Annotated in this window: 18 protein-coding genes and 1 tRNA gene; 3 read left to right on the forward strand and 16 right to left on the reverse strand. The window is 71.7% G+C overall.

Annotation, left to right across the window (positions count from 1 at the left end; genetic code table 11):
• Window positions 1-44: 44 nt before the first annotated feature.
• The 11 genes from QOM21_RS06740 to QOM21_RS06790 all read right to left on the reverse strand — a co-directional run bounded on the left by QOM21_RS06740 (window position 45) and on the right by QOM21_RS06790 (window position 12,087).
• Window positions 45-1,109, reverse strand: a complete 1,065-nt coding sequence (locus tag QOM21_RS06740; protein WP_407548824.1) for a polyprenyl synthetase family protein — start codon at window positions 1,107-1,109, stop codon at window positions 45-47.
• 53 nt (window positions 1,110-1,162) lie between these two features.
• Window positions 1,163-2,647 (reverse strand): hydroxysqualene dehydroxylase HpnE, encoded by a 1,485-nt coding sequence (gene hpnE / locus QOM21_RS06745; RefSeq protein WP_407548825.1) that lies wholly within the window; start codon window positions 2,645-2,647, stop codon window positions 1,163-1,165.
• Window positions 2,648-2,747: 100 nt separating this feature from the next.
• A complete protein-coding gene (gene hpnD / locus QOM21_RS06750) occupies window positions 2,748-3,701 on the reverse strand; it encodes a presqualene diphosphate synthase HpnD (RefSeq protein ID WP_407548826.1) in 954 nt (317 codons plus the stop codon).
• On the reverse strand, window positions 3,698-4,645 hold the full coding sequence (hpnC, locus tag QOM21_RS06755; RefSeq protein ID WP_407548827.1) for a squalene synthase HpnC: 948 nt from the start codon (window positions 4,643-4,645) through the stop codon (window positions 3,698-3,700). Before hpnC ends, hpnD begins: the two co-directional genes overlap by 4 nt.
• Before the next feature lie 369 nt (window positions 4,646-5,014).
• Window positions 5,015-5,818, reverse strand: a complete 804-nt coding sequence (locus tag QOM21_RS06760; RefSeq protein ID WP_393891598.1) for an ABC transporter ATP-binding protein — start codon at window positions 5,816-5,818, stop codon at window positions 5,015-5,017.
• The gene (locus QOM21_RS06765; protein ID WP_407548828.1) at window positions 5,811-6,740 is read right to left on the reverse strand and encodes an ABC transporter permease; all 930 of its coding nucleotides are present in this window, start codon (window positions 6,738-6,740) and stop codon (window positions 5,811-5,813) included. Before QOM21_RS06765 ends, QOM21_RS06760 begins: the two co-directional genes overlap by 8 nt.
• Window positions 6,741-6,818: 78 nt before the next feature.
• Entirely contained in the window at window positions 6,819-7,712 is an 894-nt protein-coding gene (locus QOM21_RS06770; RefSeq protein ID WP_407548829.1) for a glycosyltransferase family 2 protein, read from the reverse strand.
• 14 nt (window positions 7,713-7,726) lie between these two features.
• Window positions 7,727-8,506: a CDP-alcohol phosphatidyltransferase family protein gene (locus tag QOM21_RS06775; protein WP_407548830.1), complete on the reverse strand. Its 780-nt coding sequence runs from the start codon at window positions 8,504-8,506 to the stop codon at window positions 7,727-7,729.
• Window positions 8,484-9,545 carry an iron-containing alcohol dehydrogenase family protein gene (locus QOM21_RS06780; RefSeq protein WP_407548831.1) on the reverse strand — a complete coding sequence of 354 codons (1,062 nt, stop codon included), beginning with the start codon at window positions 9,543-9,545 and terminating at the stop codon, window positions 8,484-8,486. Before QOM21_RS06780 ends, QOM21_RS06775 begins: the two co-directional genes overlap by 23 nt.
• Window positions 9,533-10,270, reverse strand: coding sequence for a sugar phosphate nucleotidyltransferase (locus tag QOM21_RS06785; protein ID WP_407548832.1), 738 nt, complete (start codon window positions 10,268-10,270; stop codon window positions 9,533-9,535). Before QOM21_RS06785 ends, QOM21_RS06780 begins: the two co-directional genes overlap by 13 nt.
• Window positions 10,267-12,087: a DUF5941 domain-containing protein gene (locus tag QOM21_RS06790; RefSeq protein ID WP_407555591.1), complete on the reverse strand. Its 1,821-nt coding sequence runs from the start codon at window positions 12,085-12,087 to the stop codon at window positions 10,267-10,269. Before QOM21_RS06790 ends, QOM21_RS06785 begins: the two co-directional genes overlap by 4 nt.
• A gap of 651 nt (window positions 12,088-12,738) precedes the next feature.
• On the opposite strand from QOM21_RS06790, the gene idi reads away from it, so the two are divergent.
• Window positions 12,739-13,350, forward strand: a complete 612-nt coding sequence (gene idi, locus QOM21_RS06795) for an isopentenyl-diphosphate Delta-isomerase (RefSeq protein WP_407548833.1) — start codon at window positions 12,739-12,741, stop codon at window positions 13,348-13,350.
• Here the strand turns inward: idi and QOM21_RS06800 are convergent.
• The 3 genes from QOM21_RS06800 to QOM21_RS06810 all read right to left on the reverse strand — a co-directional run bounded on the left by QOM21_RS06800 (window position 13,325) and on the right by QOM21_RS06810 (window position 15,900).
• Window positions 13,325-13,816, reverse strand: coding sequence for an ATP-binding protein (locus QOM21_RS06800; RefSeq protein WP_407548834.1), 492 nt, complete (start codon window positions 13,814-13,816; stop codon window positions 13,325-13,327). The genes idi and QOM21_RS06800 overlap by 26 nt on opposite strands.
• Before the next feature lie 256 nt (window positions 13,817-14,072).
• Window positions 14,073-14,146 (reverse strand) — tRNA-Met (locus tag QOM21_RS06805).
• 110 nt (window positions 14,147-14,256) lie between these two features.
• A complete protein-coding gene (locus QOM21_RS06810; RefSeq protein WP_407548835.1) occupies window positions 14,257-15,900 on the reverse strand; it encodes an ABC-F family ATP-binding cassette domain-containing protein in 1,644 nt (547 codons plus the stop codon).
• 54 nt (window positions 15,901-15,954) lie between these two features.
• Between QOM21_RS06810 and QOM21_RS06815 the strand changes: the two genes are divergently transcribed.
• Window positions 15,955-16,725, forward strand: coding sequence for an enoyl-CoA hydratase/isomerase family protein (locus tag QOM21_RS06815; protein WP_407548836.1), 771 nt, complete (start codon window positions 15,955-15,957; stop codon window positions 16,723-16,725).
• Between the two features lie 51 nt (window positions 16,726-16,776).
• On the opposite strand, the gene QOM21_RS06820 is transcribed toward QOM21_RS06815, so the two are convergent.
• Both QOM21_RS06820 and QOM21_RS06825 read right to left on the reverse strand, forming a co-directional pair.
• Window positions 16,777-17,421, reverse strand: coding sequence for a DJ-1/PfpI family protein (locus tag QOM21_RS06820; protein ID WP_407548837.1), 645 nt, complete (start codon window positions 17,419-17,421; stop codon window positions 16,777-16,779).
• Between the two features lie 71 nt (window positions 17,422-17,492).
• Window positions 17,493-18,455: a GlxA family transcriptional regulator gene (locus QOM21_RS06825; RefSeq protein WP_407548838.1), complete on the reverse strand. Its 963-nt coding sequence runs from the start codon at window positions 18,453-18,455 to the stop codon at window positions 17,493-17,495.
• A 154-nt stretch (window positions 18,456-18,609) separates the two neighbouring features.
• Here QOM21_RS06825 and QOM21_RS06830 point away from each other — a divergent pair, with 154 nt between their 5' ends.
• A complete protein-coding gene (locus QOM21_RS06830) occupies window positions 18,610-19,482 on the forward strand; it encodes an SCO6745 family protein (protein ID WP_407548839.1) in 873 nt (290 codons plus the stop codon).
• Window positions 19,483-19,506: the final 24 nt, after the last annotated feature.

Here is a 19,506-nt window from a genome sequence, read left to right on the forward strand (position 1 = left end):
CTGGCACCGGCCGGCGACTGCGATCTAATACGTCACGATCGTGATCATCTCTCTCGTACGACGACGAAGTCCGCGAGGGCGACGAGCTGCGCGCGGATGCGCTCGGGCATCTCGACCTCGTCCAGCGCGGCGATGGCGGTGGCGTGCTGGCGGCGGGCCTCCTGGGAGGTCCAGTCCCGGCCGCCGGCCTGCTCGATCAGGGCGGCACGGGAGGCGAACTCCTCCTCGGTGAAGTCCGCGATCTCGGTCTCGCTCTTCTTGGCGTCCGCCGCAAGGATCCGGGCGAGGCGTTCGGAGGCGGTGCCGCCGGCGTCCAGGGCGGCGACGACCGGCAGTGACTTCTTGCGCTGCCGCAGATCGCTCCACGTCTGCTTGCCGGTGGATTCCGGGTCGCCCCAGATGCCCAGCAGGTCGTCGATGGCCTGGAAGGCGAGGCCGAGGTGGTAGCCGTACTTCTCCAGGACATCGGCGGTGTGGTCGTCGGCGCCGCCGAGGACCGCGCCGATGGAGACGGCGCAGGCGAGCAGCGCCCCCGTCTTGTTGCCCTCCATCTCCAGGCACTCCTCGACGGTGACCCGCTCGCGGTGCTCGTAGGAGATGTCCTGGGCCTGACCGTCGATCAGCTTGCGCGTGGCCAGGGTGAGTCGGCGGGTCGCCCGGCCGGCCTCGACCGTGCCGAGCTCCAGCAGTATTTCGTTGGCGAGGGCGAACAGCGCGTCGCCGACGAGGATGGCCTGCGCGGGACCGTGCACCTTCCAGACGGTGTCGCGGTGCCTGCGCTGCTCGTCGCCGTCCATCAGGTCGTCGTGCAGCAGCGAGAAGTTGTGCACCAGCTCGACGGCGACGGCGCCCGGGATGCCGACCTCGGGAGCCTGCCCCGCGGCCTCCGCGGACAGCAGGGCGAGCGCGGGCCGTACGGCCTTGCCGCTGTCGCCCGTGGTGGGGCGGCCCTCGGCGTCGATCCAGCCGAAGTGGTAGGCGGCGACGGTGTCCATGGGGGGAGCGAGCCGTTCCACGGCGGCACGCAGCACGGGAGTGGCAAGCGTCCGCCCGCGCTCCAGCAGCGCGGTGACGCTCTCGGTGTCGATAGCTGGGGAAGCCGGATTCACGGTTTCTCCTCTGTTTCCGATACTCGTGCTCGTGCGAGCGCTCGTACTCGTAGTCATGCCGCCTCCTTGGGCAACCGGCCCTGAGGCAAGCCGAGTTCGTTGAGTGCCTCGCGAGCGGCGACAGTGCCGCTGCGCACAGCGCTTTCCATGGTCGCGGGCCACCCGGTGGCGGTCCACGCACCGGCCAGGAACAGGCCGGGGGCTTGGGTGCGGGCGGCGGGGCGGAGCCTGCCGACGCCCGGTGCGGGCGCGAAGGTCGCGGTGCGCTCGCGGGTGACGAAGAAGTCGCGGACGCCCGCGCCCCGGGCGGCGGGCAGCAGCCGCTCCAGCTCGGGCAGATAGCGGGCACGGAGCGCGGCGACCGGCTGGTCGATCTCCTCCTGCGCGGCGGACTGCGAGACGGCCAGATACTGGCTGCCCTCACCGCCGGGGACGCGCGCGAGACCCGAGGTGTCCGTGCGGTCGAAGACCCACTGCACCGGGGAGCCGACGGCGGCGAAGAAGGGGCGGCGCAGCACCTTGCGGTCGTAGACGACATGGAGGTTGAGGATCGGCGCGGTGCCGATCCCCAGCAGCCGGTCCTTGTCGGCCAGGGCTCCGTCCGGGAGCAGCGCGTGCGTCTCGCGCTGCGGTACGGCGAGGACGACGGTGTCCGCCGCGAGCTGCTCGCGGTCGTGCGGGCCGTTCTCCACGGTGACCTGCCAGCCGCCCGCGTCGGTGCGGGTCACGGCGCCGGCACGGGTGCGCAGGGCGACGCGCACCCCGGCCTTGTCCAGTGCGGTGCGGGCGAGGGTGTCGTGGACGTCGCCGAGCGGCACCCGGGACCAGCCGATGTCGGCGGCGCCGGGAGCGGAGAGCAGCCCGGTCTTGAAGACCTTGGCCGCAAGCCCCATCGAGGCCGCGTCGGCGGTGGCGTTGAGGGTGGCCACTCCGACGAGGTCCCACAGGGCCTCGACCGCGCGGGCCGACTGGCCGTGCCGGCGCAGCCAGCTGCCGAAGTCCACGCCGTCCAGGGCGGGGTCGGCCGGGTCGAGCCCCTTCAGGGCGAGGGTGGCGCGCACGACGCCGGCCCGCTCGGCGGGCGAGAGGTGCGGATAGCCGGCCAGGCTCGCGGCCAGATGCAGCGGGACCGGCAGGGCCGTACGCCGCAGCCGGCCGAGCCGCATCCCTCCGCCGGGCTTCGAGCGGGGGGTGCCTCCGGGGTCGAGGACCGGGACGTCCATGCGGTCCTGGAGGGGCACCAGGTGGTCGGCGTCGAGCCGTTCCAGGAAGCCGCGGTAGGCGGTGCAGCAGCGCAGGTAGACATGCTGGCCGTTGTCGACGCTCAGCTCGCCCGCGGCGGAGTTCCGACGGAAGGAGAAGACCAGCCCGCCCAGCCTGGGCCGGCCCTCCACGAGGGTGACCCGCAGCCCGGCGTCGGCCAGCGCGAGGGCCGCCGTGGTGCCCGCGAGGCCGCCCCCGACGACCACCGCGGTGCGCCCGGCCCCGTCCGACGACCGGACGCGGCGCAGGTCGGCGTGCGTGGCTCCCGATGTCATGCGTCATCCCCCCTCACACCTGCCTGGGACGCAGCCGCCCCGGGAAGGGTTGCGCACCGCGCTGACGCGGGGTCGCCGCTGTCGTTCGTGGCCGGGCACGTCATCCGCGCCTCCTGACCGCCTGGCGGCGCCCGATGGCGCGGGCGTCGAGCCCGGACAGACCGCGCACGGCGACGAACGCCTTCTCCCGGCCGGGCAGCGAGACCCGGCCGCGCAGCACGGCCTCGGGGTCGGCGGCGATCCGCGTCAGCAGCCGGTGGTAGATGCCCGCCATCGCGGCCACGCAGGCGCCGCTGCGCCGGTCGAGCATCGGCAGCAGCTGGAAGCCGTCGGCGAACAGGGCGCGGGCGCGGCTGACCTCGAAGTGCACCAGCCCGGTGAAGTCGGCGCCGGGCGGCGGGACCGGACCGTGAAACCCCTCCGCACAGCCGAACTTGGCGAGATCCTCGGCGGGCAGGTAGGTGCGGCCGTTGCCGGCGTCCTCGCGAACATCCCTGAGAATATTGGTCAGTTGCAGGGCGAGCCCCAAGGTGTCGGCGTACTCCGCGGCGCGCTCGGTGTCCTGCGCTCCGGGCACGGTGCCGAACACGCCCAGCGAGAGCCGGCCGATGGCTCCGGCGACGCAGCGGCAGTAGTCCTTGAGGTCGTCCCAGGTCTCGTAGGTCTGGCCGTGCACGTCCATCAGGACGCCGTCGATGAGCTCGTCGAGACCTTCCAGCGGCAGCGGGAAACGACGGGCGGCGTCGGCGAGCGCGACGGCCACCGGGTCGGTGTCGTCCTCGTCGACCAGGCCGTCCTTGATGCGCGCCAGCAGGGCCCGGGTGTCCTCCAGCCGCTGGTGCTTGGCGGCGGGCTCCAGGGTGCCGTCGCCGATGTCGTCGACCCGTCGCGAAAAGGCGTAGAGCGCCGACATCGCCTGCCGCTTGTCGTTCGGCAGCAGCCGGATGCCGTAAGCGAAGTTTCGTGCCTGCTGCCCGGTGACGGTCTCGCAGTAGCGGTATGCAGCGAGCACCGGCGCGGACGCGTGTGCGGTTGCCTCCACGGTCCTGCTCACCCCTCTCTTCGCAATGTCGCCCCCACCTCGCGCAGCAGGCTGAGCTTGGTCGGCTTGGGTGGTCCAGGGAGTACGTCGTGATCGGCGGCGGCCACCGCCCGGAGTGCGGCACGTCCGCCGGCCACGAAACCGGCCAGCAGCAGCTTGAGTCTGCCGTGGACGCTACCCACCAGCGGGGCGCCTTCATTCAGCAGCTCACGGGCGCGTTCGGCCTCGAAGGCGATCAGTGCGCGCACCGATGCGCCCCCTCTGGGGGCCCGCAGATCGTCTTCCGTGACGGCAAAACGTTTCAGATCCTCGGCGGGGAGATAGATGCGGTCGCGGCCGAGGTCCTCGGCGACGTCCTGGAGGTGCTCGACGATCTGCAGGGCGGTGCAGATGGCGTCGGATCGCCGGACGCGTTCGGGGGTGGTGGTGCCGGTGATGCCGAGGACGAGCCGGCCGACGGGATTGGCGGACAGCTCGCAGTAGGCGAGCAGATCGTCGTAGGTGCCGTAGCGGGCCACCCGCTGGTCCTGCCGGTTCGCCTCGATCAGGCCGAGGAAGGGCTCGGGGGTCAGCCGGCAGCGGCGCACCGTCGGGCCGAGCCGCCGCATCAGCGGATGGCGGGGGCCGGGGGCCAGGTCGCTGAAGACGCGGTCGAGGTCGGCCTGGAGCGCGTCCAGCATCGCGGGGCGGTCGTCGCTCTGCTCACGGTCGAGGCCCAGCAGCACGGCGTCGCCGCCTCCGGGGGCGAGATCACCGTCGCCGATGTCGTCGACGAGCCGGGCGAAGCCGTAGACGGCCATCAGGTCGGTGCGCCAGGCGCGGGGCAGGAAGAACGGCGCCACCGGGAAGTTCTCGTGGGCGGCCTGGTCCAGGACGGTGCGCGACTGGGCGTCGGCCGCCCCGCCGGAGGCCACCGTCCGCGGTGTGACGCCGGGCGTCGCCTCCCGTTCGCTCATCGGGGGCTGCCCGGCGCGTTGGGGAGCCGGAGCGAACCAGTAGCCATTGCCGTCACGTCTCCCGTTCTACACCGCCAAGTCAAAACATCCCATTTCGGACACGCCGCAGTCCGCGACACGCCCGATCATGCCGCCCAGGCCCATGAGGTAACTTTTGCCCGACTTATACCACTTGTGCTGTTCAGTACCCGTACAGCTTACGCCGTACAGCTCGCCCGCGTACGAGGGGGTACCGGGGCGGGCGGGCAAACTTCCGGTCAATTGTGAGCGGCGTTCAACTATGGTGCGCGCCCCAGGAGTTGCCCCCTCCCGCACAGTCGAAGGCCCCCGCGAGGCGGACTCGCGGAGGCCTTCGCACAGCGCGCGGGACTACTTGCCCGTCTCCTTCTCGTAAGCCTTGATCACTTCGTCCGTCGGGCCGTCCATCAGCAGCTCGCCCCGCTCCAGCCACAGCACCCGGTCGCAGGTGTCCCTGATCGACTTGTTGTTGTGGCTGACCAGGAAGACCGTACCGGCCTCCTTGCGCAGCTCGCGGATGCGGGCCTCGGAGCGCTTCTGGAAGCTGCGGTCACCGGTGGCGAGCGCCTCGTCGATCATCAGCACGTCGTGGTCCTTGGCCGCCGCGATGGAGAACCGCAGACGGGCCGCCATCCCGGAGGAGTAGGTCCGCATCGGCAGCGAGATGAAGTCGCCCTTCTCGTTGATGCCGGAGAAGTCGACGATGCCGTCGTAGCGCTCGCGGACCTGGTCGCGGGACATGCCCATGGCCAGGCCGCCGAGGATGACGTTCCGCTCGCCGGTCAGGTCGTTCATCAGGGCCGCGTTGACGCCGAGCAACGAGGGCTGACCGTGCGTGTAGACCTTGCCGCGCTCGGCCGGGAGCAGTCCGGCGACCGCCTTGAGCAGCGTCGACTTGCCGGAGCCGTTCGAACCGATCAGGCCGATCGACTCACCCCGGTACGCGGTGAAGGAGACGCCCTTGACCGCGTGCACCTCGCGCACACCGGCCGACGGCTTGCGCCGGATGATGCGGTTCAGCGCCGCCGTGGCGCCGCCCTTGCCCGCGCCGGTGCCGTAGACGCGGTAGACGATGTGCAGATCGTCCGCGATCACCGTCGGGATGCGGGCCTCCGCCGCCTTGGTCGGCTGGACGCCGTTCTCTTTCTCAGCCACGTCCGTACCGCTCCTCAGCCTTCCAGAAGTACACAAAGCCGACGACGCCCATCACCAGCGCCCAGCCGCCGGCGAACGCCCAGACGTGCGGCGGAAGCTTCTCCGCGGTGAAGCTGTCGATCAGCGCGAACCGCATCAGGTCGATGTAGATGGCGGCCGGGTTGGCGTTGAGCAGCCACTCGACGAAGCCGGGGACGTTCTTGCCCTTGAGGATCACGTCGATGCTGAACATCACGCCGGACGCGTACATCCACGTGCGCATGATGAACGGCATCAGCTGCGCCAGGTCGGGCGTCTTGCTGCCCAGCCGGGCCATGACCATCGCCAGGCCGGTGTTGAACGTGAACTGCAGCAGCAGTGCGGGGAAGACCAGCAGCCACGACCAGGTGGGCATCTGCCCGAACCCGAGCAGGATGACCAGCAGCACACCCATCGAGAACACCAGCTGCTGCAACTGCATCAGGCAGAAGGAGACCGGCAGGCAGGCGCGCGGGAAGTGCAGCGCGCGCACCAGCCCGAGATTGCCCGAGATCGACTTCGTGCCCGCCATCACCGAGCTCTGCGTGAAGGTGAAGATGAAGACGCCGGTGACCAGGAACGGGACGAAGTCCGGGACGCCGTTCCGGGTGCCGATCAGCAGACCGAAGATGAGGTAGTAGACGAGCGCGTTCAGCAGCGGCGTCGCCACCTGCCAGACCTGGCCCAGCTTCGCCTGGCTGTACTGCGCCGTCATCTTGGCGCTGGCGAAGGCGGAGATGAAATGCCGCCGGTCCCACAGCTCCCGGATGTACTGCGGGAGGGTGGGGCGGGCACCGCTCTGCGAGAGCCCGTACTTCTGGGCACGCTGGGCAGGGGTGAGCCCCTCGTCGGAAGCTGGCGGGGCACTCATGGCGACCGCACTGTCGTGCGTGGTCTCGCTCACAGTTGACACTTTCGTCCTCAAGGTGCGCTGCCGGGGCCACGCCCCGGTTCGCGGCTGATGCTCTCAGATACGAGCTTGTCAGATGACGGGAGGGCGGCCCAGTCGGGTCAGTCGCCAAACGGTAGCCCACTTCATGGGGCGCCTGGGACCGCACGGTGTGGCCCAGCCCTCCTTGAAGCCGCCCAGCCATACCCGCAGCGCGGGCCACGAGGGGCGCCGGGCGAGCGTGAGCAGGAACCAGACACCGAGATAGACCGGAACCAGCGGCGCGGGGAGGTTGCGGCGGGCCAGCCAGACCCGGTTGCGGGCCACCATGCGGTGGTAGACCGCGTGCCTGCTGGGAGCCATCGTCGGATGCAGCAGCAGCATGTCCGACCGGTAGTCGATCATCCAGCCCGCGTCCAGGGCCCGCCAGGCCAGGTCCGTCTCCTCGTGGGCGTAGAAGAAGTCGTCGGGCAGCCCGCCGACCTCTTCGAGCACCTTGGTGCGCACCGCGTTGGCGCCGCCGAGGAAGGTCGTGACCCGGGAGGACCGCATCGGGTCCGCGGCACGCAGTCGCGGCACGTGCCGGCGCTGGGTCTCCCCGGTGTCCGGGTCGGCGATCCGGAAGCTGATGATGCCGAGCTCGGGGTCCTTGGCGAAGGCCTCCCGGCAGAGCTTCGCGGTGTCCTCCGTGGCGAGCAGACCGTCGTCGTCGAGGAAGAGCAGGATGTCGACCTCGCGGCCGCCGGGCCCGAACGCCTCGATGCCGACGTTGCGTCCCGCCGGGATGCCGACGTTCTCCGGCAGCTCGACGGTCCGTACGCCCTCGGGGAGCTCGGGCAGCGGCGAGCCGTTGCCCACGACAACCACCTCGACCGGGTCGCCGTCCTGCTTGGCGACCGAGTCGAGCAGCGCGCGCAGTTCCTCGGGGCGGTTGCCCATGGTCAGGACGACCGCGCCGACCCTGCCCGGGTACGGGGACTGCTGCATGCCGGGCGCCCCCGTCACTTGAGCCTGCTGGAGGCGAGGATGGACACGAGGTGGAGCAGCGTCTGGAGGATCGCGATGCCGGCGAGCACGGCGACGCCCAGGCGGGTGAAGAAGAGGTCCCCCCGCATCTGATCGAGGACCGCCAGGACCAGGATCAGCAGGGACGCCTCGATGCCGAGGACCAGACGGTGGAACTTCAGCGCAGCGGCGGCCTTGCGGGCCAGCGCCACACCGGACGACCGCGGCTCCGACGCGGCCTCCTTGACGGGCGGCAGCCCGCCCTGGTGACGGGCGACCCCGACGAGGTCGGTCTCCGCCTTGATCAGGATGGCGCCGAGCGCGGCGAGCGTACCGAGGAAGGCCCACAGCCAGTCGATCCGCCCGCTGCCCCACAGGTCGGCCGCGCGCAGACCGAAGCCGACCAGGACCGCCGCGTCGCACAGGTAGGCGCCGACACGGTCCAGGTACACGCCGCCGAGCGAGAACTGCTTCCGCCAGCGGGCGATCTCCCCGTCGACGCAGTCCAACAGCAGGTAGAGCTGAACCATCACCACACCGAGGACGGCACCCCAGATCCCCGGCACCAGGAGGGCCGGGGCCGCCAGGACACCCGCGACGGTCATCAGGTACGTGAGCTGGTTGGGCGTGATCCTGGTGTTCACCAGGTACCTGTCGCAGCGCAGGGAGATTTCCCGCATGTAGAGGCGACCGGCCCAGTGCTCACCGCTCCGCCGGTCCTTCACACCCTCGGGGTGAACGACCGGGCGGAGTTCAGCTACCGATGGTTTTGGCATAGTCAGCGTATGCGTCCCTGATCTCGTCGGCGGACAGGTCCAGGTGCTCCAGGATCGTGTAACGACCGGGGCGGGTCTTCGGGGCGAACTCCACGACCTGCACGAACTCCTCGTCCGTGAAGCCGATCTCACCCGGCGTGACCGGCAGCCCGTGCCGCTTGAGCACCTCGACCATCAGGCGGGACATCTCCTTGTCCCCGCGCAGATGCGTGGCGAAGGCGGCACCGAGGCCGCACTGCTCGCCATGGCTCGCCGCCCGCTTGGGGAAGAGGATGTCGAAGGCGTGGTTGATCTCGTGGCAGGCGCCGGAGGCCGGGCGGCTGTCGCCCGCGACCGACATCGAGATGCCGGTGAGGACCAGGCCCTCGGCCAGCACCTGCAGGAAGGCGTCGTCGCCCACGCCACCGGGGTGGCGCAGCACGGCCTCGCCGGCCTGGCGGGCCATGGCGGCCGCCAGCCCGTCGATGTCCTCGCCCCGCTCGCGGTGCGAGAGCTCCCAGTCCGCGACCGCGGAGATGTTGGAGATCGCGTCACCGATGCCCGAGCGGACGAAGCGGACCGGGGCCTCACGGATGATGTCGAGGTCGATCACCACGGCGATCGGGTTCGGCACGCCGTAGGAGCCGCGGCCCGCGTCGTTGTCGAGGGTCGCGACCGGCGAGCACAGGCCGTCGTGCGAGAGGTTCGTCGCGACGGCGACGAGCGGCAGCCCGATGCGCGCGGCGGCGTACTTCGCACAGTCGATGATCTTGCCACCGCCGAGGCCCACGACCGCGTCGTAGTGCCCCTTCTTCATGGCGTCACCGAGCTTGATCGCGTCGTCGAGGGTGCCGCCGCCGACCTCGTACCAGTCGGCGCCGGGCAGCGCGGGGGACAGCCGCTCGCGCAGCCGTGCCCCCGAGCCCCCGCTGATCGCGATGGCGAGCTTGCCCGACGCGGAGATGCGCTGATCGGCCAGCAGGCCCGCCAAGTCGTCCAGGGCGCCGGCGTTGATGTCGACGACGACCGGGGACGGGATGAGGCGGGTCAGTACTGGCATGCGATGTCACGGCCCTTCGCCAGGTCGTCGTGGTTGTCGATCTCGACCCACTTGACGTCGCCGATCGGGGCCACATCCACCTTGAAGCCGCGGTTGACGAGCTCCTGGTAGCCGTCCTCGTAGTAGAGGTCGGGGTCCCGCTCGAAGGTGGTCTTCAGGGCGTCGGCCAGCTCGTCGGCGGCCTCGCCCTCGATGAGCGTGACGCCGATGTACTCGCCGGTGGCGGTCGCCGGGTCCATCAGCTTCGTGATCTTCTGGACGCCCTTGTCGGCGTCGACGATGACCTTCATCTCCTCGTCGGCGAGGTTCTTCACCGTGTCGAGGGCGAGGATGATCTTCTTGCCGTCGCCGCGGGCGGCGAGCAGCGTCTTCTCGACGGAGACCGGGTGCACGGTGTCGCCGTTGGCGAGGATCACGGTGTGCTTGATCGAGTCACGGCCGCACCACAGGGAGTAGGCGTTGTTCCACTCCTCGGCCTTGTCGTTGTCGATCAGCGTGAGCTTGAGGCCGTACTTCGCCTCCAGGGCGGCCTTGCGCTCGTAGACCGCTTCCTTGCGGTAACCGACGATGATCGCGACCTCGGTCAGGCCGATCTCAGCGAAGTTGCCGAGGGTCAGGTCCAGGATGGTCGTGTCCCCGTCGACCGGCACCAGAGCCTTGGGCAGGGTGTCGGTGTAGGGGCGCAGACGCCGTCCGGCGCCGGCTGCCAGCACGAGGCCGATCATGCGGGTTCTCCTTCATCGTGTACGGCGGGTGCACCGTGGTTATGAGCGGTCACCCAGAAGCGGATGCTCTCGATGAGCACCAGCAGCGCCAGGGCCCCGGCAAGGGCCGTCAGCGCGATTGTGAAACCTGCGGGCGACAGCAGGGCGGCGAGGACCGTGATCACGAGGATCCGTCCTTCATGTCCGCCGGCCGCCCGGACGAGCCACCGCGGAGGGGCTCCGGTGCCACCGCGGATGCGGTAGACCGTGTCGTAGTGATGGTAGGCGACCGCAGCGACCAGCCCGAATGCCGCGGGCAGCGCACCGGGGTCGTCGGTGCGGGCCGCCAGCACCAGGATCGTGGTGTATTCGCCGGCCCGGAAGAGGGGCGGCACCAGCCAGTCGAGCACGCCCTTGAGCGGGCGGGCCACGGCCGCGCCGGCCAGCACCGCGGAGCAGACCGCGACGCCGACCGTCAGCCAGGAAGCGGGGTCGTCCTGGAAGATCACCCAGACCAGCAGCACGGCGGCGGACAGGAACGCCATGACCGGGGCCAGGAACGAACCGGCGCGGCTGCGGCCGCGCGCCTTCCCGGCGATCAGCTCGGCGAGCGGACCGGAGTCGGCCAGATCGGCCAGTGCCCGGGCGGCGCGGTCGGTGCGCCGCGCGCGGCGGGTCAGCGAGCGCAGGACCCGGCCGGCCGTGGTGTAGCACGCGGCCAGCGCACAGCCCACGAGCAGGACGTAAAAGACGATCCGCGGGGTGGTGAGCGCGGTGAGGACCGCGATCAGGGCCCAGCGTTCGCCGATCGGCAGCACGATCATCCGGCGTACCCAGACCGTCCAGCCGACGCTGTCGAGCTTGTCGGAGAGCGCGGCGGTGGGGCTGGTGTTCGCGGTGGCGTCGTGGTTCGCCTCGTTGAAGGAGAAGTCGACGATGTGGCGGCAGGTCTGCAGCACCATCGCGCCGAGTGCCAGCGCCCAGACGTCGTCGGTGCCGCCGCCTCGGCTCGCGCCCACGGCGAGGCCCGCGTAGTAGGCGTACTCCTTGGCCCGGTCGAAGGTCGCGTCGAGCCAGGCGCCCATCGTCGAGTACTGCAGGGAGTAACGGGCGAGCTGCCCGTCGGTGCAGTCCAGGACGAAGGAGAACAGCAGCAGGGCGCCGGCGGCGATGAAGCCGCCGCGGGTGCCGGTGGCCGCGCAGCCGGCCGCGATGAGCGCGGTGAGCAGCGACGCGGTGGTGACCTGGTTGGGGGTGAGCCCCCGGCGCGCGCACCAGCGCGCGAGGTAGCGGGAGTACGGGCTGATGCAGTAGGTCGTGAAGAAGCCGTCACGGGACTTCACGGCGGTACGCAGCCGGACGGCCTCGTCATCGACGGCCGCGACGGCCTCCTGCGCGTCCTCGCGCTGGGCCGGGGTCAGCGGGATGGCCGCGACGAGGCTGCCCAGCTCGACGCGGTGCAGGCCGATGTCCTCGCGGTCGAGGAAGTCGGTCAGGGTGTCGGTCAGCACGTCGGTGAGGTGGGCGGTGCCGGCCCCGACCGGAATCGAGGCGGCCGCGCGGGCGAGCACGGGCCGCGCCTCGGGCTTGGCGGTGACCGCCCCGGGCACGGCCGCGGCCGGGAAGCGGGGGTCGGTCAGTGCCAGCCGCAGGCTGTGCAGATGCCCGACGAAGCGGGGGTCCACCACGGCCACCCGCTCCTGGGCGGGGACTGCGGCGATCAGTTCGGCCGTCGACGCGGCGTCGTGGGCCGTGCGCACGTCGAAGCCCAGCGCGCGCAGGTCGCCTTCGAGCGGCGACCCGGCGACCGGCGGACCGGTGAGGATGGCGGTCGACAGACGAACTCACTCCTTGGATGCTGACAAGGCAGCGCAGGCCGTCCGCATTCGATACGAACTACCCGGGCAGCGGGCGTGGCACACCTCGCCCCGGGGAGGGGTGGGTGGCACGTCGGCAGAGGCTATCGGATCGCCGGATGCGGCCGTTCACCGCGCATTCACCGCACGATCGAGTGACCGACGGCTGCGCCTGCCGCGATCATCATGGTGGATCGGACGGCCCATGAACAACTGCCGCCGGCCACCGCGGCAGATCCGGTGCCGGTTATGAGAGGGCTGGTCACAGGTGGGGTGGGTTGTGCCCGGGGGTGCTGTGGCGAGATCCGTGCCGCGGGCCCGGACGCCCCCGCGGCATCCGCCCGGAACCCGGTCCTTCCTCGCCCCGTAAGCCTCTGCACGGTGGACTCAGGGGCGGCAAGAGGTGTGGACCATCTCACGGACCGGAGGCTGGAGAGCCCGGCGACGGTCACGCGAGCGCGTGACCGTCGCACTACGGACGGTGCTTGCCGTGCCACCCCGCACACCGCCGTGCCGCGCTGATCGTTTCGCTATCGAACACAGCAACGCCGCGCACCACCTTGCACCACTCTGCGACTGATGCGCACCCGGCTAGGGCAGACTTGGCGTCGAAGACCGACGACAAGGATGGGCATGCCGATCACACCTGCCAACGGACAGACCGCCGGGCTCTCGGCGGTGAGCACACCGGACGGCGCCGCCGAACCGATCATGCTGGAGCTGGTCGACGAGGACGGTACGACGATCGGCACCGCGGAGAAGCTCGCGGCCCATCAGCCCCCGGGGCAACTGCACCGGGCCTTCTCGGTCTTCCTCTTCGACGAGACGGGGCGGCTGCTGCTCCAGCGCCGGGCACTGTCGAAGTACCACTCCCCCGGTGTGTGGTCCAACACCTGCTGCGGCCACCCCTACCCGGGCGAGACGCCGTTCGCCGCGGCGGCCCGCCGCACCGCCGAGGAGCTGGGCCTGGCGCCCGCGCTGCTGGCCGAGGCGGGCACCGTGCGCTACAACCACCCCGACCCGGCCTCCGGCCTGGTGGAGCAGGAGTTCAACCACCTCTTCGTCGGGCTGGTGCGGGCCGAGCCCGCACCGGACCCCGAGGAGATCGGCGAGATCGCGTTCGTCACGGCGCAGGAACTGGCCGAGCGGCACGCCCAGGCGCCGTTCTCCGCATGGTTCATGACCGTGCTGGACGCGGCGCGCCCGGCGGTGCGGGAGCTCACAGGGAACGCGGCGGGCTGGTAGCGAGCGGAGCGAGCGGCAGCTCGGCCCAGATGGCCTTGCCGCCGCTCGCGATGTGCTCGACATCGCATTTGCCGCCCGCTTCCGCGGTGAGCATCTTGACCAGCCACAGCCCGCGGCCGCCGAGGTCGCTCTCGTCCGCCACCAGTGCCTTGGGGCGGTAGGGGTGGTTGTCCTCGACCGCGACCCGCAGCCAGTTCGCGCCGATGGTGACCTGCACGGCGATCTGCGGCGAGAGCAGCGCGGCGTGCTGCACGGCGTTGGTGACCAGCTCGGAGACGATCAGCAGCAGGCCGTCCATGATGGCGGCGGCCACGGGCACGCGCTGTTCGTCGAGCAGATCCCGGACCGCGTGGCGCGCGTGCGGCACCGACGACTCCAGTGCGGGGGCGGTGAACCGCCACACACCTTCGTACGCGAGCGGGGAGGTCAGCTCCTCGGGGGGTTCTGCGGGGGGTCCGGAAGGCATCCTCACAGGAAGAGTGTTGAGAATGTATTGGTCCGGACCGGCCTGCTGAACACAAGTCAGCTTCTATCGACGCCTTTTGACCGATTCAGCGATGCCTGATCAGCCCGGCGACCGGTCTTGTTCCTTTTGTTCCCGGTTCACGGACTTCGAGAAAAGGGCACCGTACGGTCCACGCCATTTCGCCGGTCCTGTGGCCGGGAAAGCGGGCAACACCGCAGCAGGCCCGGTGCCTGGGGCACCGGGCCTGCTGTGAGAGTAGCGGGGACAGGATTTGAACCTGCGACCTCTGGGTTATGAGCCCAGCGAGCTACCGAGCTGCTCCACCCCGCGTCGGTGAACCCCACACTACGGGTCGCCCGCGCCGGAGCCAAATCGCTTTCCGGCCGCGGGGCCCGCGGGCCCCGGGCCGGCCCTCCGCCGCGGGCACGGGCTTCCGGACCTCACACCGCCCGGTCGGCGATCCGCCCGCCGTCGACCTCGACACGGCGCGTGGTGTGGACCGCGTCCAGCATCCGGCGGTCGTGCGTGACCAGCAGCAGCGTGCCCGCGTACGAGGCGAGCGCGGACTCCAGCTGCTCGATGGCCGGCAGGTCGAGGTGGTTGGTGGGCTCATCCAGGACGAGGAGATTGACGCCACGGCCCTGCAGGAGTGCCAGCGCGGCGCGGGTCCGCTCCCCCGGCGACAGCGTGCCGGCCGGGCGCAGCACATGCGCCGCCTTCAGGCCGAACTTGGCCAGCAGCGTCCGCACGTCGGCGGGCGACAGGTCCGGTACGGACGCCCGGAAGGCGTCCATCAGCGGCTCGTCGCCGACGAAAAGGCCGCGCGCCTGGTCGACCTCGCCGACGACCACGCCGGGTCCGAGCGAGGCATGCCCGGCGTCCAGCGGGAGCCTGCCCAAAAGGGCGGCGAGCAGGGTGGACTTGCCGGAGCCGTTGGGGCCGGTGATGGCGACCCGGTCCGCCCAGTCGATCTGGAGGTCCACCGGCCCGAAGCGGAAGTCGCCCCGGCGTACCTCGGCGCCGCGGAGGGTCGCCACCACCGCGCCGGCCCGTGGCGCCGCGGCGATCTCCATCCGCAGCTCCCACTCCTTGCGGGGCTCCTCGACGACTTCGAGACGCTCGATGAGGCGCTGCGTCTGCTTGGCCTTGGCGGCCTGCTTCTCGGTCGACTCCACCCGCGCCTTGCGGCCGATCTTGTCGTTGTCGGGCGCCTTGCGGCGGGCGTTCTTGACGCCCTTCTCCATCCAGTTGCGCTGCTGGTGCCCGCGGGCCTCCAGGGCGGCCTTGGTGTCGGCGTACTCCTCGAATTCCTCACGGGCGTGGCGGCGGGCCCGCTCGCGCTCCTCCAGGTAGGACGCGTAGCCGCCGCCGAAGGCGTTGACCTGCTGCTGGGCGAGGTCGAGCTCGACGACGCGGTTGACCGTGCGGGTCAGGAACTCGCGGTCGTGGCTGACCAGGACCGTGCCGGCGCGCAGGCCGGTGACGAAGGCCTCCAGCCGGTGCAGACCGTCCAGGTCGAGGTCGTTGGTCGGCTCGTCCAGCAGGAAGACGTCGTAGCGGGAGAGCAGCAGTGAGGCGAGGGAGGCGCGGGCCGCCTGGCCGCCGGACAGCGACGTCATGGGCTGGTCCAGGCCGACGGTGAGGCCGAGCTGGGCGGCGGTCTCCTCGGCGCGTTCGTCGAGGTCGGCGGCGCCCAGCGCGAGCCAGCGCTCCAGGGCGGTGGCGTAGGCGTCGTCGGCGCCCGGCCGCTCGTCGACCAGTGCCTGGGTCGTGGCGTCCAGGGCGAGCTGGGCGTCGGCGACGCCCGTGCGGCGGGCGAGAAAGGCCCGTACGGACTCCCCGGGGCGCCGGTCGGGCTCCTGCGGGAGGTGGCCCACGGTCGCGTTGGGCGGGCTGATCGCGAGCTTGCCCTCCTCCGGCGTGTCGAGGCCGGCCAGCAGGCGCAGCAGGGTGGATTTGCCCGCGCCGTTGGCGCCGACGAGGCCGATCACATCCCCCGGGGCGACGACCAGATCGAGGCCGGAGAACAGGACGCGCTCGCCGTGGCCGGCGGCGAGGTCTTTGGCGACAAGGGTGGCTGACATCAGGCCGCCGATCGTATCGGGCCCTCCCGGGGGCGTCGCTCTAATATCCGGGGCATGGAACCGGCCCTGAAGACGCATGTCAGCAACGGCACAGCGACCGTCGTGATCAGCAACCCCGAGAAGCGGAACGCCATGGCCGTGGGGATGTGGCGAGATCTGCCACCGCTCCTGGAGCGGCTGGCGGCGGACCGCTCGGTGCGGTCACTGGTGCTGACCGGCGAGGGCGGGACGTTCTGCGCCGGGGCGGACATCGGGTCGCTGCGGGCCGGGGCGGCGGAGTCGCAGGGGCTCGCGGTGGCGGCCGAGGAGGCGCTGGCGGCGTTTCCCGGGCCGACGCTGGCGGCGATACGCGGGTACTGCGTGGGCGGCGGCTGCCAGTTGGCGGCCGCCTGCGATCTGCGGTTCGCGGAGGAGGGCACGCTGTTCGGCGTGACGCCCGCCAAGCTGGCCCTGGTCTATCCGGCGTCCTCGACCCGGCGGCTGGTCCGGCTGGTCGGCCCGGCCGCGGCGAAGTACCTGCTGTTCTCCGGGGAGTTGATCGACTGCGGGCGGGCGTTGCGTACCGGTCTGGTGGACGAGGTGCTCGCCGGCGGCGAGCTGGACCAGCGGGTGGCGGAGTTCACGGCGGTGCTGGCGAGCCGGTCGCTGCTGACCCAGACCGCGGCGAAGGAGCTGGCCGACGGGACGTGGGACATGCCGCCGTCGCAGGCGGAGGAGCGGGGTGCGTTCTGGGTCGAGCAGGGCCGCGGGAGCGGCGACGCCGCGGAGGGCGCCGCCGCCTTCCTGGAGCGCCGGGCCCCGCGTTTCACCTGGCCCGCGGGCTGACGCCGCGGCCGGGGGCCGTCGGGCGCGGGGGCCGGACGGCCCCCGGCGCCGCTACTCCTCCCCCGTCAGCACGAAGCGGCTGCGCTCCCGCAGCAGCGCGGTGACCTCGGCCGGTGCCTTGTCCGGGGAGCCCGCGTCGTAGGGCGGCTGCGGGTCGTACTCCACACCGAGCTGGATGGCCTGCGCCACGGTGTCCCCGGCGATCCGGCCGGCCAGGGCAAGGCCCATGTCGATGCCGGAGGAGACGCCGGCGGCGGTGACGTATTTGCCGTCGAAGACCACCCGCTCGCCGGTGGGCTCGGCGCCGAGGGCGGGGAGCTGGTCCAGGGCGAGCCAGTGGGACGTCGCCCGGCGGCCCTTGAGGAGGCCGGCGGCGGCGAGGATCAGCGAGCCGGTGCACACCGAGGTGGTCCAGGTGGTGCCGGCGTCCACCGCGCGGATCCACTCGTGCAGCGGGCCGTTCTCCATGAGGGCGATCTGGCCGGGGCCGCCCGGCACGACGAGGACGTCGGGGGCGGGTGCGTCGCTCAGCTCGGCGTCCGCCACGAGCGCGAGGGAGCCGGAGTCGTTGCGGTAGGGGCCGGTCCGCTCGCCGACGAACAGCGCCTGCGCGCCCGGGATCCGGCCGAGGGTCTCGTAGGGTCCGACGGCGTCGAGGGCGGTGAAGCGGTCGTAGAGAAGGATCGCGATCTGCATGGCGTGCTCCTGTCGGGTGTGCGGTGAGGATGCGGGTGCGGGATGGCCCGGGGTGTCGGCTCGCACGCCGCTCACCGGGCCTGATGTGCGGGCTGGAAGCGGCGGCGGTACTCGGCCGGGGATGCGCCGAGGACGCGGAGGAAGGCGCGGCGCATCGCCTCGGGGGTGCCGTAGCCGCAGTGGCGGGACACCTGCTCGATGCCGTCGGCGGTGTCCTCCAGGCGCCGGCGGGCGGCTTCGAGGCGGACCCGGTCGACGTAGCGCCCCGGCGTCATACCGACCTCGTCGCGGAAGGCACGGGCGAAGTGCCGGGCCGAGAGCCGCGCGCGGCCGGCGAGGGCTTCGACGGACAGGTCCGCCGCAGGATTCTCGGTGATCCACTGCTGGACGTCGCGCAGCGGGCGCCGGTCGGCGGTCTGGGCGGCGAGCTGGGCGCTGAACTGCGTCTGGTTGCCCGGGCGGCGCAGGAAGACGACCAGATGCCGGGCGACGGTCAGCGCGAGGTCCCGGCCGAGGTCCTCCTCCACCAGCGCGAGCGCGAGGTCGATACCGGCGGTGACGCCGGCGGAGGTCGCCAGATCGCCGTCGCGTACGTAGATCGGCTCCGGCTCGACCCGGACTGCGGGGAAGCGCTCGGCGAGGGTGCCGCACAGCGCCCAGTGGGTCGTCGCCCGGCGGCCGTCCAGCAGCCCCGCCTCGGCCAGTAGCAGCGCCCCGCTGCACACCGACACCTTCCGGCGGGCACGCGGTGCGTGCGTGCGCAGCCAGTCGATCAGCCGCGGGTCGGGGGCGCGGGTTCCCTCGCCGCCGGGGACGAGGAGGGTGTGCGGTGCCTCGGTGTCGTCGAGCGGCAGGTCGGGGGTGAGCGTCAGGCCGCTGGAGGTGCGGACGGGACGGCCGTCGAGCCCCGCCGTGCGGATCCGGTAGGCGCCGGGGACGCCGCGGCTCGCGCCGGCGAAGACCTCGACCGGCCCGCTGACGTCGAGGCTCTGGAGGCCGTCGAAGAGGACGACCAGCACATCGCGTTGCTCCATGTCTCCATCCTGGGCAGCGGCGCCTTTGGCCGCAATGACGAATAACCCACCTTTCCTGCCAGAGGCCGATGCGGGGCGGCCCGGACCGCGCCGGGATCCGGGCGGTGCGCGACCTCACGTACCACCCATACCGACGGGTCGGTAACCTGCTGGCATGACCTCCTTGAGCGCACTGCCCGAGCACGCCGGCCGTCACTGCCACAACGTCATCAACCCGCTGCACTCCACCCACTACTTCTCGCCGGACCTGCCGGCCGAACTGGCCAAGGTGGGGATCGACAACCGCAGTGCCGCCTACTTCGCGGCGCGCGGCGCGGCCATGGGCGCGGTGGGCCCCGGCACCATCACGGCGACCTTCTACAACTTCAAGCACGAGCTCGTCGCGCAGCACGTCCCGCAGGTCTGGTCGGCCGCCTCCCCGGAGGCCGTGCTGGAGGCCCGGCTGCGCGCGGCCGACAGCACGCTGCGCCGGCTGCTCGGCGCGGAAGCCCTGGAGTCGCCCGAGATGGCCGAGGCCGCGAAGCTGGCGCTGCGCGCCGCCGAGGCGGGCAGCCGCCACGCCCGGCCGCTGTTCGCCGCCCACGCCGATCTGCCCGTGCCGGACGCCCCGCACCTCGCCTACTGGCACGCCGCCACGCTGCTGCGCGAGCACCGCGGCGACGGCCACCTGATGGCTCTGCTGGACGCCGAACTGGACGGCATCGAAGCGCTGGTCACGCACAACGCCAGCGGCCGCGGGATGAGCTACAAGGGCGTCATGCAGACGCGCGGCTGGTCGCAGGAGGAGTGGACCGAGGCGCAGGAGCGGCTGCGTGCGCGCGGACTCCTGGACGCCGAGGGCGAGTTGACCGAGACCGGCGTGCAGCTGCGCAAGGAACTGGAGTACACCACCGACCGCCTGGACCGCGCCCCCTACGAGCACCTGGGCGCCGAGGGCGTGGCCCGGCTGACCGACCTGGCGGCCGGTTTCGCCACCACCGCCATGAACGCCGGGGCCTTCCCCGCGTCGATGTTCGGCAAGGGCTGAGCCTTCCGCCGGGGTGTGGGTGCA

It is taken from the genome of Streptomyces sp. Pv4-95 (assembly GCF_045782725.1).
In the GTDB taxonomy this organism is placed as follows: domain Bacteria; phylum Actinomycetota; class Actinomycetes; order Streptomycetales; family Streptomycetaceae; genus Streptomyces.